The sequence below is a fragment of the Novosphingobium sp. BL-A-41-Hi4B-X5A genome (genome assembly GCF_055521705.1).
On record NZ_CM145500.1, the window covers coordinates 2,649,471 to 2,665,630 of the forward strand.

The 16,160-nt window shown below is 62.5% G+C and carries 14 protein-coding genes; 11 read left to right on the forward strand and 3 right to left on the reverse strand.

Annotation, left to right across the window (positions count from 1 at the left end; all coding sequences use genetic code 11):
• Positions 1-83 precede the first annotated feature (83 nt).
• The 6 genes from ACZ1JY_RS12890 (at position 84) to ACZ1JY_RS12915 (ending at position 4,433) form a co-directional block, all read left to right on the forward strand.
• Positions 84-1,025: an ArdC family protein gene (locus tag ACZ1JY_RS12890; RefSeq protein ID WP_465129532.1), complete on the forward strand. Its 942-nt coding sequence runs from the start codon at positions 84-86 to the stop codon at positions 1,023-1,025.
• An 11-nt stretch (positions 1,026-1,036) separates the two neighbouring features.
• A complete protein-coding gene (locus tag ACZ1JY_RS12895) occupies positions 1,037-1,459 on the forward strand; it encodes a hypothetical protein (protein ID WP_465129533.1) in 423 nt (140 codons plus the stop codon).
• 305 nt (positions 1,460-1,764) lie between these two features.
• Positions 1,765-2,718, forward strand: coding sequence for a DUF2493 domain-containing protein (locus ACZ1JY_RS12900; RefSeq protein ID WP_465129534.1), 954 nt, complete (start codon positions 1,765-1,767; stop codon positions 2,716-2,718).
• A 122-nt stretch (positions 2,719-2,840) separates the two neighbouring features.
• Positions 2,841-3,302, forward strand: coding sequence for a DUF6878 family protein (locus ACZ1JY_RS12905; protein WP_465129535.1), 462 nt, complete (start codon positions 2,841-2,843; stop codon positions 3,300-3,302).
• Between the two features lie 11 nt (positions 3,303-3,313).
• Positions 3,314-3,742 carry a DUF6915 family protein gene (locus ACZ1JY_RS12910; RefSeq protein WP_465129536.1) on the forward strand — a complete coding sequence of 143 codons (429 nt, stop codon included), beginning with the start codon at positions 3,314-3,316 and terminating at the stop codon, positions 3,740-3,742.
• A gap of 301 nt (positions 3,743-4,043) precedes the next feature.
• A complete protein-coding gene (locus ACZ1JY_RS12915) occupies positions 4,044-4,433 on the forward strand; it encodes a single-stranded DNA-binding protein (RefSeq protein WP_465129537.1) in 390 nt (129 codons plus the stop codon).
• 114 nt (positions 4,434-4,547) lie between these two features.
• On the opposite strand, the gene ACZ1JY_RS12920 is transcribed toward ACZ1JY_RS12915, so the two are convergent.
• Positions 4,548-4,775: a DUF6437 family protein gene (locus tag ACZ1JY_RS12920; protein ID WP_465129538.1), complete on the reverse strand. Its 228-nt coding sequence runs from the start codon at positions 4,773-4,775 to the stop codon at positions 4,548-4,550.
• 348 nt (positions 4,776-5,123) lie between these two features.
• Here ACZ1JY_RS12920 and ACZ1JY_RS12925 point away from each other — a divergent pair, with 348 nt between their 5' ends.
• The 5 genes from ACZ1JY_RS12925 (at position 5,124) to ACZ1JY_RS12945 (ending at position 12,400) form a co-directional block, all read left to right on the forward strand.
• Positions 5,124-5,345 carry a hypothetical protein gene (locus ACZ1JY_RS12925; protein WP_465129539.1) on the forward strand — a complete coding sequence of 74 codons (222 nt, stop codon included), beginning with the start codon at positions 5,124-5,126 and terminating at the stop codon, positions 5,343-5,345.
• A gap of 406 nt (positions 5,346-5,751) precedes the next feature.
• Positions 5,752-6,138 (forward strand): hypothetical protein, encoded by a 387-nt coding sequence (locus tag ACZ1JY_RS12930; RefSeq protein WP_465129540.1) that lies wholly within the window; start codon positions 5,752-5,754, stop codon positions 6,136-6,138.
• Complete coding sequence (locus ACZ1JY_RS12935) at positions 6,128-8,458, forward strand: type IV secretion system DNA-binding domain-containing protein (RefSeq protein ID WP_465129541.1); 2,331 nt, start codon at positions 6,128-6,130, stop codon at positions 8,456-8,458. Before ACZ1JY_RS12930 ends, ACZ1JY_RS12935 begins: the two co-directional genes overlap by 11 nt.
• A gap of 44 nt (positions 8,459-8,502) precedes the next feature.
• Entirely contained in the window at positions 8,503-11,412 is a 2,910-nt protein-coding gene (mobF, locus tag ACZ1JY_RS12940; protein ID WP_465129542.1) for a MobF family relaxase, read from the forward strand.
• A 79-nt stretch (positions 11,413-11,491) separates the two neighbouring features.
• Positions 11,492-12,400 (forward strand): HNH endonuclease, encoded by a 909-nt coding sequence (locus ACZ1JY_RS12945; protein WP_465129543.1) that lies wholly within the window; start codon positions 11,492-11,494, stop codon positions 12,398-12,400.
• Between the two features lie 10 nt (positions 12,401-12,410).
• Here the strand turns inward: ACZ1JY_RS12945 and ACZ1JY_RS12950 are convergent, their stop codons facing one another.
• A complete protein-coding gene (locus tag ACZ1JY_RS12950) occupies positions 12,411-13,046 on the reverse strand; it encodes a S24 family peptidase (protein ID WP_184081895.1) in 636 nt (211 codons plus the stop codon).
• 332 nt (positions 13,047-13,378) lie between these two features.
• Entirely contained in the window at positions 13,379-16,156 is a 2,778-nt protein-coding gene (locus ACZ1JY_RS12955) for a BPTD_3080 family restriction endonuclease (protein WP_465129544.1), read from the reverse strand.
• Positions 16,157-16,160 lie beyond the last annotated feature (4 nt).

A 16,160-nucleotide genomic window follows, 5' to 3' on the forward strand; every position in this document is an offset into this window, starting at 1 on the left:
GAGCAGAGGGGGCTCGGGAACCTGTGGCACTGACCGGCGAACCCGTCGCCGACTGTCCAGATGCCTCAATCAGGAGACCCAACATGGCCTATCGCAAGGGGCAGAGCGGCGGCTTGTCGCCCGCCACCCGCATCACCCAGGAAATCATCGCGCGTCTGGAAGCCGGCACGAAGCCTTGGATCAAGCCGTGGCGCGGCGTGCCCGTTTCGCGGCCCCTGCGGGCCTGCGGGATTCCGTACCGGGGCATGAATGTGTTCTGGCTGTGGATGGTCGCTGACATGTGCGGTTACGCTTCGCCGTTCTGGATGACGTACAATCAGGCCAAGTCGCTCGGCGCCCAGGTCCGCAAGGGCGAAAAGTCGACCATCGCGATCTTCTACAAGAGCTACACCAAGGAGGTGGAAGCTCCCGATACCGGTGAAAAGACCGACGAGGCCCGCCGGGTGCTCAAGGCCTATCCGGTCTTCAATGCCGATCAGGTCGAAGGTCTGCCCGAGCGCTTCCATCCGGCTGCAACGCTGGAGCTGGTCGAGCCTGAAGGGCGCGAGGCCGAACTCGACGCCTTCTTCGCCGCCATCCCCGGCAACCTGCGCCACCAGGGCTCTGAAGCCTATTACGAACCCACTGCTGATCGCGTCACGATGCCGCCTACCAGCCTGTTTTCCGGCTTCGACCACTACTATGCGACGCTCGCCCACGAGCTCTCGCACTGGACCGGCCATGCCAGCCGGCTGGGGCGCGATCTCAAGAACCGCTTCGGCACGGCGGCCTATGCCGCCGAGGAACTGGTCGCCGAACTCTCCAGCGCCATGCTGGGCGCTGAGCTGGGGCTGCCCGTCACACATCTCGATAGTCATGCGAGCTACATCGAGCATTGGCTCAAGCTTCTGAAGGATGACGACCGCGCCATCCTGACCGCTGCCGCCAAGGCCGAAGAGGCATCGACCCTGCTGCTGAGGCTCGGCGGGCGGATCACGGCCGAGCAGTTTGGCGGCGCGTCAGACGACGCTGCGCTTGCGGCCTGAGGGAGGATGCCATGGGCCGATCAGTCAGCTATCCCAGCGGCGCAATTGTCGCCTTCACCGTGCTCGAGGTCGAAGGCGAGGACGACTGGGAATTCGAATATGATTGGCTGCGGGAAGACCTGCGCGAGCGGGCCGGCCGAGCCTTCCCGTCGCTGATCCCGCATGACGGCTGGCGCGGCCGGGAGGATCGGATCCTCATGCGCAATGCCTATGCGGATTTCGGCGTATCGGTCTACGGCGGGCTGGTGGCCGTCTGGATCGTCGAACGCGATGACGGGGCCTATTGGGACGCCGATTGGCGCACGGCCCGCTCACCGCGGGCACAGCGCTGGCTGTCCCAGATCGCATCCCGCTTCGATGCCGTGTTCGGCGACTATGACTGTCTCGGGCATATGTCGAACGGAGAGGGTGTCTACGCCAAGCGAGCGGCTTGAGCCGAGCCGGGGCTGTGCATGCATGAGGCATAGGGCGTGCCCCTGCCAATGGATCTGTTCCGACCGCCCATGGCCTGGCGCCATCCGAGAGAGGCCCTGGGCCAGCAGCCAGTCTTGCGCAACCCGGCTTGGTTGGGCCCGTGTTGGCCTTGGCCCTTCGGGCTCAAGGCCTGCCCGCGCCAGCCCGCCAAGCCAGGTTTCCCCTGACGGGTGCGCAACCCTGCCTGAATGCTGGCCCTGACGGGCTCTCGCTGGCGCAGCCATGAACGGGTGCGGCGGCCTCACGTCAGTCAGGAGGACATCCCATGCACACGTCATTCGCCGACCAACTCGCCGGGCTCGATCCCGCCGGTTTCTCCATCGGTCCTGCTCCCGTATCGACAAGCGATTTCCCGGTCCGGGAGGCGGTCGTCCAAACCCTCGAAGCGGTCTGGTCCGATCTATTCGCCATGGTGTCCGGGACCGCGCTTGAGGCCGACGCCGAGGATCTCGGCTGGGCCTTCGTCAACATCTTTCACCGCTCCGCCGAGCGCAAATCGACAGCCCTCGACCGGGCTACCGACGAGGTCCGCGCGCTGATTGCGACGGCCGACGGATCCGAGGTCCACACCCATGAACTCGAGACCCAGGTCGAGCGGGCGCAGTGCGCCGAAAGCGCCATGCTGGCGCTCGAAGAGATGCGCGAGGTTGCCGCGGCCCTATACCTCAACGAGTTCGGTTCCTCCTGGAAGCCAGTCTCCAGTTCGCGCTTCAACCACAGTGCAATGCTGACGTCCGCGCTCGTCGAAGGCCGGGATTTCCTGCGCGCCCGCGCCGAGGCCAAGCGCCGTGCGGCCGTGCCCGAAGGAACCCCCGTCGTGTTCGCCGGAGGGCGCACCCGTCATGCGACCGAAGACGATGCGCTGACCTTCGGCAACAACGTCTGGGCGACGCTCGACAAGGTCCGCGACCGCGTGCCGGACATGGTGCTCATCCACGGCGGCGACACCAAGGGCGTCGATCGTCTGGCATCGAGCTGGGCTGAACGTCGCGGCATTCCGCAGGTGACGTTCTCGCTCGATATGCGCCTCGGCGCCCGTGCCGGCTTCAAGCGCAACGAGCGGATGCTCTCCCTCGATCCGCGCTACGTCATCGCCTTTCCGGGCAATGGCGTACTCGAACGCCTGGTGATCGACGCCAAGGCTCGGCGGATAACCGTGGTCGATCGCCGCGGGCCCCTCGGCACCAATCCGAAGAACACTTCGGCCAGGACCGACTGAGACCCTGTCGGCCTTCGCGCCAGCGCCGGACCGGCGCTGGCGTCGTCCGTCAGAGGAAAGGCGCGCGCCTGTCGTTTGGAGCCAGCGAATGGTCGTTGGCTCCGTGCCACAGGAGGCATTCCATGATCGATATCGAGGCCGTGATGGCCGACTTTGCTGTTCGCCAAGCCGAGCGGCAGACCCAGGTGGTCGAAGAGATTCAGCAGCTCAAGACTGTCATTCTCCCGCGCTTGCAGGAAGCCGGCATCGCCCGCGTCGAGGTCCGCTTCGACGGTTGCAGCGACAGCGGTGCCGTCGAGGAATGTGTCTGCCTCGATGCAGCCGGTGCGGCGATCGAATGCCCTGATGTTAAGCTGCAAGAAGGCGAAGCACATACGGCGGATGGTGCCGGTTCCGAGCAGCTGCACTCACTCGGGCAGGCTCTCGAGCAACTGACCTATCTGGCGCTAGAACGCCATCACCCTGGCTGGGAGATCAACGACGGTGCCTGCGGCGAACTGGTGATCGATGTGGCTGAAGCGACCTTCATGCTCGACTGCAGCCTGCGCTTCACCGCGACCGATGATCACTCGACCGAGCTCTAGGAGACCCAGGCATGGCCCACTGCTACTATCACGCCCTCTCGTCGGTCCGGAAATGGGGCGGTACCGTCGATGACTATCTCCCGCTGCATCAGTGGTTCGACCAGTCCAAGGCAATCCTGGCAGACCCCCGACATCGCGCGCTGCGGCATCATGCCGAGGGGATATTCATGCTGGAGGCAATCTTCGGCGAGACCCTCGTCAATGCCGATGGCCGGACGGTTCCGGTGCGTTTGATCGGCGAGCAGCACGTGCGCGAAGACTTGGACTGGATCCCCTCCTTTGCGGACTGGGCGCGCCTGGTCACGCTGCAAGCCTGGATGCTGCGAGGCAACCCTCTGGACGGCGCCGTTGGGGTGACGATCGATATGCCTGTCCCCGGCGAAGCAGTTGCGTCCAGGACCAGGCCACCTGCTGGACGATCGGTCCGCACCGAGATTTAAGAGGGGGTTCTCCGGTGGAGGGCTGCAGTGGATAATCCGGCCAAGACCGGAGGGTAACGAGGCAGGGCAGACCTGTTCAAGGCATCCGGCTCCACCCGGCTTCGATACAAACCTGTCCCTGAATCACCCCGCGTCGAGACGCGCAACCCGGATCAGGTCCGGCCGAGTTGCCGGGCTTTGCCCGGCTGCCCGCACCACCCGAACCAGTTCCGGGTTTCCCTTCGGTGCGCTTCGCCGCGGGGCGCTTCTGCTCGGGTTTGCAGCCGGGATGGACCCGGAATGCTTGATCAGGAGAAAGCCCATGACCAATCTCGTTATTCTCGTTGGCCGCATCGCTCGCGACCCCGAAACCCGCACCACCCAGGGTGGAACCAGTATCACCTCAATCTCGGTCGTCACCGACCGTCCCGCCCGCAAGGATGGCAAGACCTACAAGGACGAGAACGGCTACACCGCCAAGGACAGCGAATTCCACCGGATCACCTGCTTCAACGGCCTGGGCCAGAACGTCGCCAAGTATTGCACCAAGGGCCAGCTCGTGACGGTCGAAGGGCGCATCCACTACACCCAGTGGGAGGATCAGAGCGGCACCAAGCGCTACGGCTGCGAGATCATCGCCGACAAGGTCGACTTCCTCACCAAGGGCCGTTCGGGCGGCAACGATGGCGCTCCCGATATCGACGAGGACTGATTGTCCTCACCTCGCGACAAGGCCCCGGTGGCGGATGCCATCGGGGCCTTTTCTTTTGCTCGGGGGCTATGCGGCGGCGCGGGGCATCGAACCCCTTGCCGCCGCTGGTTGGGGCTACGCAGGGGCGATCCGCTTCAGCGTTTCCTCGATCCCGAGCGCGATTGATGCGCGGACAATCTGGCGCAGCTGGGCCGGTTCGATTGTCTCAGCGCCACACTCGATCAGGATGTGACCAAGGACAATCGCCGCCTCGTCGCGGAGCTTTGCTTCCCTGGCTGCCAGTTCGTCGCGCTGTTCCCGGAGCTTCTTCAAGGCATCGACCGGATTGTTCTTGCGGGGCATGTCAGTCCTTTCCGCCCCCTTGGTTTGTGGTCCCTCGAGAGCTCTTCTGCCACCACGCCCAGGGTGTAGGAAAATGAGAAAAGCGGCGCCCGACTAAAGCCCTCCGGTGCAACCGAAAGGGTAGAGAGGCTGGCTCACGGAATGCCCAGCATGATGTCCGTCCACATGCCGCCTCAAGGACGGCAGGGCCCCACCATTTTGCCGGAGAAGGGATGAATCCCTCCCCCGACAAAATCGTTTCCCCCACCGCCGCTGACGCGGCCGCGCCGACGCGCGGTCCCTGACCCGTCATGCGCACGAACATCGCACTTCCTCCTGTCGTTCGAGACAACCTTCAGGAGGATCATCATGGCTTATTCTGCACCGTGCACCACTTCATCCCGCAGCTACTTCGAGGCCCTGGAACTCGCCGAACGCCGGGCACTGCACAGCTACTTCAATCAGCACATCGTGGCAGACGACGAGCTCGGATACGTCGCGCTCGATGAGGGCGACTACTGCGCCCTGCCGGCACACCTGGCGACGCGTGTCGTCCACACCATTCACGGGTCGATGCTGGATGAATTCTGACGCTGAAAAGGGTGGGAGCCGGGAGCGGTTCCTGCCCTTTTATTTTGCTCGCCGTTGGTTCGATCACGCTCGGGATCAGTTGCGACGAGCGGAGTGCGGGCATCGGCGCCCGCACGCGCTTTGGCTCTGCGCTATCGAGGCCATTCAACCCCTCCAGCATGTTCGGCGAAGTGACCCGATCACCCACTCGCAGCTTAGTAGACTGAGCACACCGTACGCAGTGACACTGCCGGATTTAGTATTGGTATATCAGTGTGATACGCTGAGTTTTCGGGCTGGTGTCAAACCAATTTGAGCGTGATGCATGCCTTGGATTCGCGATTTACGGCCAAATTGGGGCCACCTAACTATCTGAATTGGCGCCAGTTTATCGCGATTGACGCGCCAATGTTCCTGATTTATTCTCATGGCTGTCTTCCGCAAGATCGAACCAGGTTCGCAAGGGTCAATTGGACCCCAGAACATGGATCGGCATCTCAGTCTTCAGACATACGTACCCCGCCCACTTGCTGACTGGATCAAGGGCAAAGCCCGTGACCAGCAGGTCTCCGTCAGCATCGTCATTCGCGATCAGCTGGTCGATGCCTGGCAGCGTGAAAACGAAGCGCGAAAGCGGCCTGGGGCGCTCGACCCGGTAAGGCAAAACCTGTTCATCACGGTAGCCCTCGAAGCGCTCCTGGCCAGCCATACTGATGGCTCGTTGCGGCAGCGAACACACGAGGCCTACAATCGCAGGCTCGCCCGGCTCGGGCTCAGCGCCTCCGCACCCGAGGGAGGCAGCGATGAAGGGTAATCTCCTTAACTTCACGCGCGGCAGCCAGCTCCTCGGTCACTTCGGTTTCATGTTTGCGGCAGGGCTCAAAGGGCCGCTCTTGGTGACTTTCATTGTCGCCGCTTGGCTCTCCTATTGGGAGGTGACCACGGCGCTTACCGACCACCAAATCTATCTGGCGTGGATGCATCTCTATGCTTCGGGCTACGCCTTCATGGAGTTCGATCCCGGCAAGCTAGTGGAGCTGAAGCTAGCCGGTGGCGGCACTGTCCGCCTGCCATTCAATGTCGTTCGCGACTTTCCTCCAATGCGTGAAGCCGTAGCTGCGCTCGGCACCGCCATTCGGCGCGGCATGGGCCTTTCTGCGCTCATCCTCGTCCCTGCCTTTATCGCCTTTTGGTGGTTCGCTGAACGGTTCGGCGGCAAATCAAAGGAGCGCAAGCACGAGCGCGGCGCGATGCTTGTCACCCTTGACGAGCTCGAGGCAGAAATCGACCGGCACAACAGCACGGAACGGGCTCGCGAACTGCAAGCCGTGCTCGGCTGGAAATGGCGGCTGGCGGGCGCTGCAGCCACCGAAGAGGCAGGCTTTTACAGCCCGGCTCATCTCGCGGGTGTGGCATGGCCATGGCGCCTTGAGCAGAGCCACACGATGCTGATCGGCACAACCGGCACCGGCAAGACCGTGGCCCTGAGCCAGCTCCTCGCCGAGGCCCGGGCGCGCGGGCAACGCGCGGTGGTTTTCGATCTCACCGGGGCGTTCATTGAGGCCTTTTTTGACCCCAAGCGCGACATCATCCTGAACCCGCTCGATGCCCGCTGCCCAACCTGGAGCGTGTTCCATGACTGCACCAGCGAGGGCGAATTCCACGCCGCCGCCGAAGCACTCGTTCCGCACGACGGTGGCGGCTCGGAGCAGTTCTGGGTGCTCGCCGCCCGCATGCTCTTCGTCGAGATGTGCCTGCATCTCCAGCGCACCGGGCAGGCCAGCAACCACGCGCTCGCCACCCGGCTGATGACCGCCGATCTCGCGCAGGTCCACAAGCTCATGCGCGGCACAATGGCCGACCCGCTCACCGCTCCCGAAGCGGCGCGCATGGCGGAGTCGATCCGGGCCGTGTTCAACGCAAATGCCAAGGCGCTCAAATTGCTGCCCAACCATAGCCCGCGCTTCTCGGTGCGGGACTGGACTCGAGGCATCTCCGCTCCGGGATCGATCCTGTTCCTCTCGGCGCGCTATGTCGACATGTCGATCTGTTCGCAGCTGCTCACCTTGTGGCTCGACACCGCGATGAACACGCTGATGACCATGGAGCGCACCCCGGATCTCAGAATCTGGTTCCTGATCGACGAACTGGGAGCATTGCACCGGCTGCCCGCGCTGGAAAAAGGGCTCCAGACCGCACGCAATTTCGGAGGAGCGATTGTCACTGGCGTCCATGCCTTTGCCAAGCTCAAGGAGGTCTACGGCGAGAACATGGCGATGACCCTGTCGTCGCTGGCTCGAAGCAAGCTCATCCTTGCAACCGCGGACCGGGAGACGGCGACCTGGTGCTCCGACTTTATCGGACATCGGCAGGTGCGCGACATGGAGGAAGGGTACAGCTACGGCTACAACAATGCTCGCGACGCCGTCAGCCTGACTCCTCGGCGACAAATCGAACCACTGCTCCTTCCCGACCAGTTCATGAACCTGCCGCGGCTGTCCGGCTACCTCAAGTTCCCGGACGGATTCCCGGCCGCTCCGATCACCCTCGTGCCGCGCCGTTTGCCCCGGTTGGCCGAAGGGTTCATTGCGCGAGCCTCCGAACCTGGCCCCCAGCGGACTGCCCCGGATGAGGGAGCCGCAGCGGGCACCTCTTCGCCTGCATCGCGATCCGAACCCGCCGAAGGTGCGCCGGCCGCGAATGACGATGGTGCCGGCAAGCCGGTGGTCCCCCGGCAACTGAAACTCGACCTGCAGGGCGTAAGGCCCGCGCCAGACGAGGCAAGCCAGAAGGGTGAGGAACAGTCCCGAACCCTGCCTGTCCGTGAGGCGCGGGGAGCGCTTGATGAGAGCAAGGGTGAGGCAGCCACCGAAGCCACCGTGGCGGGCGGAACAGCCGCGACACTGCCGCCCGGACCGCTTCTTTCCGGCAGGAGTGAAGCGACCGACGGAGCGCAGCCATCCCCTGATGAGAAGGCGCCCATAAGAGGAGACAAGCCCGGTTCGAGCGACCTCAAGTCGCAGCCGATCGAGCGGCCGCAAGAGCGAGACCATCCTCGCGTAAGGGCGGAACGCGACTTGCTCGAAGGCGGCATCGAGAGCGGCGAACAGGACTTCTACGAACCCGATCTTTGAGAGCCGCAAAGCAAGGGGGCACCTTGCTTGAAGGAACACGATCCATGCTTTCGGTCGCCAATGTCCGGTCAGCCTCCGGCGCGGCCAGCTACTTTGCTGCCGACAATTACTACGCGAGCGCGGACGCCGACCGATCGGGTCAATGGGTGGGATCAGGCGCCGCGGCGCTGGGCCTTTCCGGAGAGGTCGACGCCGCGGTCTTCGACAAACTCCTCAAAGGTGAGCTCCCCGACGGAACCAGGGTCGGCCACGAAAACCAGCACCGTGCCGGGACCGATCTCACTTTCTCGCTGCCCAAGAGTTGGTCGGTTCTCGCCCTCGTTGGTGGCGACAAGCGGATCATTGAAGCCTATCGCGAAGCGGTCATCGAGACACTGCGATGGGCCGAAAAGAACGCGGCCGAAACGCGCCTCGTCGAAAACGGGAAGGTGCGCACGGCTCAGACCGGCAACCTCACCGTGGCGCTGTTCCAGCACGATACGAACCGGAACCAGGAGCCCAATCTCCATTTCCATGCCGTGATCGCCAACGCCACGAAAGGTGCCGATGGCAAATGGCGAACATTGAAGAACGACCGGCTCTGGTCGCTTAACACTCTCCTCAACAGCATGACGATGGCGCGCTTCCGCCTTTCGGTCGAGAAGCTAGGCTATGCGGTAGGGCCCGTTGGCAAACACGGCAATTTCGAGGCGGCAGGCTTTACCCGCGAGCAGGTCATGGCCTTCTCCACGCGGCGCCAGGAAGTGCTCGGCGCGCGGCGTGGCCCCGGGCTTGAAGCTGGCAAGATTGCCGCCCTCGACACCCGCAGCGCCAAGCAGGCAGTCGCAGATCGGGGCGCACTTTTGTCGAGCTGGCAAGACCATGCCCAGGCCGCGGGCCTCGACCTGCCGGCTATGGTTGAACAGGCGCAGACCCTCGCAAATCCAGCATCTCGCACGCCCGCATCCGGCACCAGCCTGATCGAGCGTGGCAAGGCTTGGCTTCGGGACTTTGCCGAGCGGATCAAGGGCAATCCTGCCGATCCGCTAATCCCGGCTCACGTGCTTAAGCAGGACCGCGAAACCGTTGCTGCCGCCCAGGCAACGGCATCTGCCGTTCGCCACCTCTCGCAGCGCGAAGCAGCCTTTCCGCGTGAGGCGCTTTACAAAGCAGCGCTGGATTTCGGTCTGCCCACAACGATCGCGGCCGTCCAAACGCGGGTCAATGCGCTGGTGCGTTCGGGCGATCTCGTTCCAGGGTCAGGAGAACATAAGGGCTGGCTGACCTCGCGCGATGCGCTTGCTAGCGAGCATCGCATTCTCGCTGCCGTCGAAGCCGGGCGGGACGCTGTTGCGCCCCTTCTCGACAGCAATGAAGCAGGCGCACGGGTCAAGGCCGTTGCTGCCATCAATTACGGTATCGACCTCAACCCGGGCCAGGAAACAGCTGCGCGCCTGATCCTGTCATCGCCCCACCGGACGATCGCCATCCAGGGTGTAGCAGGTGCCGGTAAGAGCAGTGTCCTGAAGCCCGTGGCGCAGATCCTCGGTGAGGAAGGCAAGGAGATCATCGGGCTCGCGGTTCAGAACACCCTGGTGCAGATGCTGGAGCGCGATACCGGCATCACGTCGATGACTTTGGCTCGGCTGCTCAAGAGCTGGGCGCCGCTCTTGGAAGATCCCGGAAATACCGGCCTTCATGCTGAGGCGAAGGAAGAGCTGGGCGACCGGGTCCTGGTCCTTGACGAAGCGTCGATGGTCTCGAACCACGACAAGGAGCACTTGGTAACACTGGCCAACCTTGCCGGCGTCCGGCGGCTTGTTCTTGTTGGCGACGCACGCCAGCTCGGCGCGGTCGATGCGGGCAAACCCTTCGATCTCGTCCAGAAGGCGGGCATCGCGCGCGCAGACATGACCACCAACCTGCGCGGCCGGGATCCGCAGCTGCGTCTCGCGCAGGCCGCTGCTCAATCGGGCGATGTCCATGCCGCCCTCGGCCATCTCCAAGGCTCGACGATTGAGACAAGGGGCGACAGCGCATTGGTCGCTGCCGAGCAATGGCTAGCGCTGGCGCCACAGGACCGCGATAGGACCGCGATCTATGCCTCTGGCCGGATCTTGCGCAGCGCGGTCAATGACGCAGTGCAACGCGGGCTCAAGGCCAATGGCGAGCTCGGCAAGACCTCGCTGGACCTGACCGTGCTGTCTCGGGTCAATGCGACCCGAGAGGAACTCCGATACCTTTCGGCCTACCGCCCAGGCATGGTTCTCGACGTCCGCAGTCCTGACAAGCAGCAGCGTATCCCGCGCGGCGAATACAAGATCGAGAGCATCGACGACAAATCTCGCGAGGTCCTGCTCCGCGATGCCAAGGGCAGAACGCGAACTCTTCGCCCGAGCCGCATCCGCCCTGGTGAGAAGGACGATCGGCTCGCGCTGTTCGAGGAAAAGCGCCTGTCGGTCCATGAGGGCGATCGGATTCGCTGGACCGAGAACGATCATCGGCGGGGCCTGTTCAATGCCGACCAGGCGAGGATTGAGACGGTCGAAGGCTCACGGGTTACCCTGGTTACCTCCACAGGCCTGCGGCACGAGCTGGAGCGCTCCGACCCGATGCTCAGGCGGCTTGACCTCGCCTACGCGCTCAATGCCCATATGGCGCAGGGGCTGACATCGGATCGAGGAATTGCTGTCATGGACAGCCGCGAACGCAATCTGGCCAACCAACAAACCTTCTTGGTCACCGTCACGCGCCTGAGAGATCACCTGACCCTTGTCGTCGACAGTGCCGACAAACTCGGGAGAGCGGTCGCCCAGAACACCGGTGAGAAGACTTCAGCGCTGGAAGTGACCGAGCGCCTGCGCGAGGCTGCGGCGAAAGGTCTGGCTGCGGGAGCCGCGACCAAGGAAGATCAGAGCAAGCAGCCGCCCGAACTGGCCAAAGAGCGCACCAAGCCATTCGAAATGGGCATTTGATTACTGTGAGGTTGTGCCTGGACGGCGGAGCATTCTCCAGGCAACCTGGCGCGCATCGACTTTGACTACAGGCGGGAATGTGAAGGGCGTCTTCGAGATCAGCGGCAATTCGCGGTACGATGACGCGATCACCGAGCGGTATCACTTTCCGAGCAATTACCTGTCGGTTGCGCGAGAGCTCGCGAACGACTGGATCGTTTACCGCGAAACGCGGGTTTCTGGCGGGCGAATGGCCTATATTGCCGCGGCCTTCGTCGAGCGCATTGATGCCGACCCGAGCGATCCCAGCCACTTCTATGCGCGTGTGCGCGACTACCTCGAGTTCGATCAGCCTGTCCCCTACCGCGACGGCAGCGGCCGGTTTGCCGAGCGGTTCCTGCGCGAGATGGCAAAGCCAGGCGATGCCGGGCGAAGCCTGCGCGGCAAGTCCGTCCGCGGGCTGGAAAACGAGGACTTCGTGGCGATCGTCAATGCTGGGCTTGCCGAAACCCTCGATCCCGAAAACCGGATCCGGCTGGAGCTTGATGCCCCGCGCATCGATCCGGAAACCAATCTGCTTCTGCAAGATCACTTCGCGGAGCGGCGGGTTGAGCAGATGCTCGTGAACCGCAAGATTCGTGACGCGAACTTCCGCAACCACGTCCTCGACGCTTACGAGAACACCTGCGCCGTCACTGGGCTTAGGATCGTCAATGGCGGCGGCAAGGCAGAAGCCCAGGCGGCCCACATCTGGTCGGTTGCCGATGGCGGTCCTGACATCATCCAGAACGGGGTAGCCTTGTCAGCGACAGCCCATTGGCTGTTTGACCGCCACCTCATCACCTTCGATGATAACCTCTGCCTGCTCGTGTCACACAATAAGGTGCCGTCCGAGCTTCTGCAGCTGTTTCCGCCGGCCGGTCAGCAGATCCGGTTGCCGCGTGATCGATCGCTGCATCCAAGGGCAGACTTCGTGGCTCGCCACCGGGAGCGATTTGCAGGGATCTGATAGCGGCAGATCAGACAGAACGACCGAACCAAATGACCCGGCCGACCACATGGATCGACGCGCGCTCAACGTCGGTCCAGGTCGGGTAGGCGGCATTGTCGCTCGAGATGGTGATCTGACGTCCGCCTGGTTGGATCGTCACACGTTTCACCACCAGCGCATCGTCGACGCGCAGCACGTAGATTCCGTCGCGCAGGCGCGAGCCCTGATCCGATGCGTCGACCAGGACCTCATCGCCGTCCCGCAGCGTCGGTTCCATCGACTCCCCATGGACGTGGATGATTGACAGGCTGGGGCCTTTCGCCCGGGTCAGCTTGCCCAGCCATCGCTCATCGAAACCGAACCGGGTGTGGGCCGTCTCGCTTTCCGCGATCGCACCAAAGCCGGCCGAGGCATCGACGTTCAGAATTGGCACTTCGACCAGGCCATCGCGCACCGGAAGCGCTGGCCCACCGAGCACCTGCTCATCGACCCCGAAAAACTGGGCAAGGATACGCCGGTCCTCGTCATCCAGCTTGCGCGGCGAACCACGCTTGATGAATTGCTGAATGTAAGCAGGATTGCGATTGAGCAGCCGCGAAACCGCGGAATAACCCACGTTTCTCTGCCGGATCAGGCGATCCAGCTCTTCTCTGACATTCTCCATCGGCGGCGCCTTTCGAGGGGCGGTCCAGGTGGCATGTAGGAATTCATCCTAGACTCGATGGAGCCTTCCTAATAAGAACATAACAAGAACACAAGCCCAATCTGATTCGAGGTAGGTCATGAAACTGCTGGAGCGTATCGAGCGTCACCTCAAGGAGACCCACATGTCCGCCACCCGGTTCGGGCGAAGGGCAGTAGGCGATCCGCGCTTCGTTCTGGACCTACGCATGGGGCGCAGACCCCGCCGGAGAACGTTGGAGAAGGTGGAACACTATCTCAGCGAATTTCTCCAAGATTGACCAATGAGCGGCATGCTTGGACCATTCCGGATGCTCAAACATGCTTCGACAATACATCGTGCATCTGAGCGGGCTCAAACACGACGTCCCAAACCCAATGACCAAAGCCACCAACTGCATTCACGGACCTTACCCACTCATCCAAAGCATCGCGCTTCGCTTTGTTCTGTTGACTATCCGTCCCCTTGATTTCCAGAGCGAGTGTTACGCCATTGGCCAGCCTCACAATGAAATCGGGGAGGTAGCGTCGGCGAGATCCCTGCCACAGGTAATGAATCTGGAATCCAAGATGATCGTTCTTGGCGTAAGCTACTACGTCATCATGGTTTTCAAACACATTCGCTGCATATTGCTCCCACGCCGAGTCGCCGACCACATGGCTGATGTGGGATCTTACAGTCGGCATGTTGGGCTTGGTCGTGTACCACGCGCGCATCTGACCGGTGCTACCAATCGGGTTCTCTTCATCGAAGATCGGCGTCAGGGCAGTGGTGTTCTGCTCGGTCACGAACCGCAGAACATGCCGCACGATCAGATCGATGTTCAGCGCGATCAGGATGCGGCGGCGTACCGGGTCGCTATGGAACAGCGACGGGATATCGATCTTGTCTGAGCGCAAGAAGGTTTCGACCAGCCGGATAAGCTGGAAAACGAGGTATTCCTCGTTGCCCTTGAAGTTGCCTTTGAGTTCGGCGAACGCCTTGCGCGCTGCCACGAATGTCAGTCGCTGAAGGCGGAACTCCTCCGGCAGCAATGACAGATCGATAGCCGTCACCTTGCTCATGTCCGCCGCACCGCCAAGCGCAGGGGCAATCTCGGCACTGATGACAGTTGCAACCGGATCGAGGGTCAACGGCTCGACCTTCGCCCATTCCACTGCCAGTTCCGGCTTCACCACCGTTTCGATACGAAGGACGTTCGGCCACTTCAGTTCAAGCGAAGCACGGTCAGGCACCACATCAATCTGCGTGCTAGGTTTTGGTGGCGGCGGGGCATCACCACCTTCGCCCGGCTCGTAGATCGAAAGCGGGACTCCGAAGACGTTGACGTACTCGGGCAGAAAGAGTCCATTTTCGTCCTTGTCGTAACCGACCCTACGAAGCCCGCGACCGATGACCTGTTCGCACAGCAGCTGCGACGTGAACGCCCGCAGCCCCATGATGTGGGTGACGTTCTTTGCGTCCCACCCTTCGGAGAGCATGGCGACCGAAATGACCTTCTGGAGGTTCTGACCGGCACCGCCCCGCTTGCCTACGTTGTCGATGATCTCGCGGAGGAGTTCCTCCTTCTTCATTCCCCGGAAACGTTCCTTCTTGGTCTCGGGGATTGCTGCCTCATCGATCACCTGCTCCAGGCGAGCCTCATATCCCTTGTCGGCGCTGGCTGCCTCGCCAACTTCGGCCTTCTCCATGACGCGAGAGTCAACGCGAAGGGTTTTGCCCGGCGCGTTTAACTCCGGCCAAAAGCAATCGCCCTGATTGAAGTAGTGCTCGATACGCGCCGCCGTCTCGGTGCGGTTACACACGGTCAGCATGACCGGGGGCGAATGATGACCAGCCCAATCCTCTGCTGTCACCCGCCAATCAGCCCCGAGGATCGTGTAGGCGTCTTGAACCAGCTTCGGCAGGGCTTCGTGCGGCTCGGCCTTGCGGTTCAGGTCCTCTGCCACCGCCGGGTCGCGATAGATATGGTAGAGCTTGGACCGCATCGTCTTGGCATCGGGCATGGCATCGTCCCGCACCACGACACGGGGTGTCTTCACTAGCCCGGCTTCAATCGCGTCGTTGAGGCCAAAATCGGAAACAATCCACTCGAACAGCGCCGTATCGGTGCTGGCCTTCCCGGTCGGCGCAAACGGCGTGGCCGACAGATCAAAGCAACGCTGGATGCGCCGGGTCTTGTGCAGACGATCCAATCCCTCGATCCAGCGGGTGGCCTCGTCGAGGTCGATGCCAGCTTCCTCAGCCTGCTTCTTGCTGATCTTGACCTCAGCGGGCTTGCGGTAGGCATGGTGGGCCTCGTCGTTGATGACGACGATATCCTTGAAGGCGGCTAGTTTGCCGAGAACGCGGCGGGTAAATGCCTCGTCGGTCTCCGCACCCTTCTTGACCACCGAACGCTTCGGCTCCGATGCTGGCATGAGCGTATGCCAATTCTCGATCAGGATTTCCGCCTGATTGAGCTTCTGGCGCAGTGCCTCGGAAGGGCACAGGTTGAACTCGTCGTAATAGCTGCCCGCGCTGGGGATCAGCACTTGAAGCCGCCCCTTCACTGTCAGGCCGGGCGCGACGATGAAAATGGCCCGGCTGAAATCCTTGTTCCGCTTCGGGTAGGTCAGGGCGTTCAGCACCTGCCATGTGATGATCATCGCCATCACCGTGGTCTTGCCCGCGCCTGTCGCCATCTTGTTGCACAGACGCTGCCACGGCCCGCCGTCGCCGGGCACATAGATACCCTGCTTGTATTCTTCCGTCGCTTCGATGCACCAAATCAGCGTCTCGATGGCTTCAAGCTGGCAGAAGTAGAACGGGTGTTGCCGCGCAGTGTTGTCGTGCCAATGCTCCAGCAGTCGTTGGGTGACGATGGTCACGCCCGGATAGCCAGCCTCTCGCCACTGATCCACCCGGCCACGGATGACGTTGACGAGTTCGATTTCGACCGTCCGCCGCGTGTTGTTGCGAACATCGAACATCTCATAACTAGCGGGGCGACGCTCTGGAACGATCTCCAGCGTGGCATCCTGTTTCGAGACCCAATGCTGCTGAGGGCATACGAACGGCGTATTGATGATGAGCGACTTGGGCTTGGGCACCGCC

What these genes read in the sequence shown, in the direction of transcription:
- ACZ1JY_RS12890 (WP_465129532.1), top strand. Translation starts at nt 84, where the DNA reads ATGGCCTATCGCAAGGGGCAGAGCGGCGGCTTGTCGCCCGCCACCCGC.
- ACZ1JY_RS12895 (WP_465129533.1), top strand. Translation starts at nt 1,037, where the DNA reads ATGGGCCGATCAGTCAGCTATCCCAGCGGCGCAATTGTCGCCTTCACC.
- ACZ1JY_RS12900 (WP_465129534.1), top strand. Translation starts at nt 1,765, where the DNA reads ATGCACACGTCATTCGCCGACCAACTCGCCGGGCTCGATCCCGCCGGT.
- ACZ1JY_RS12905 (WP_465129535.1), top strand. Translation starts at nt 2,841, where the DNA reads ATGATCGATATCGAGGCCGTGATGGCCGACTTTGCTGTTCGCCAAGCC.
- ACZ1JY_RS12910 (WP_465129536.1), top strand. Translation starts at nt 3,314, where the DNA reads ATGGCCCACTGCTACTATCACGCCCTCTCGTCGGTCCGGAAATGGGGC.
- ACZ1JY_RS12915 (WP_465129537.1), top strand. Translation starts at nt 4,044, where the DNA reads ATGACCAATCTCGTTATTCTCGTTGGCCGCATCGCTCGCGACCCCGAA.
- ACZ1JY_RS12920 (WP_465129538.1), bottom strand. Translation starts at nt 4,775, where the DNA reads ATGCCCCGCAAGAACAATCCGGTCGATGCCTTGAAGAAGCTCCGGGAA.
- ACZ1JY_RS12925 (WP_465129539.1), top strand. Translation starts at nt 5,124, where the DNA reads ATGGCTTATTCTGCACCGTGCACCACTTCATCCCGCAGCTACTTCGAG.
- ACZ1JY_RS12930 (WP_465129540.1), top strand. Translation starts at nt 5,752, where the DNA reads ATGGCTGTCTTCCGCAAGATCGAACCAGGTTCGCAAGGGTCAATTGGA.
- ACZ1JY_RS12935 (WP_465129541.1), top strand. Translation starts at nt 6,128, where the DNA reads ATGAAGGGTAATCTCCTTAACTTCACGCGCGGCAGCCAGCTCCTCGGT.
- mobF (WP_465129542.1), top strand. Translation starts at nt 8,503, where the DNA reads ATGCTTTCGGTCGCCAATGTCCGGTCAGCCTCCGGCGCGGCCAGCTAC.
- ACZ1JY_RS12950 (WP_184081895.1), bottom strand. Translation starts at nt 13,046, where the DNA reads ATGGAGAATGTCAGAGAAGAGCTGGATCGCCTGATCCGGCAGAGAAAC.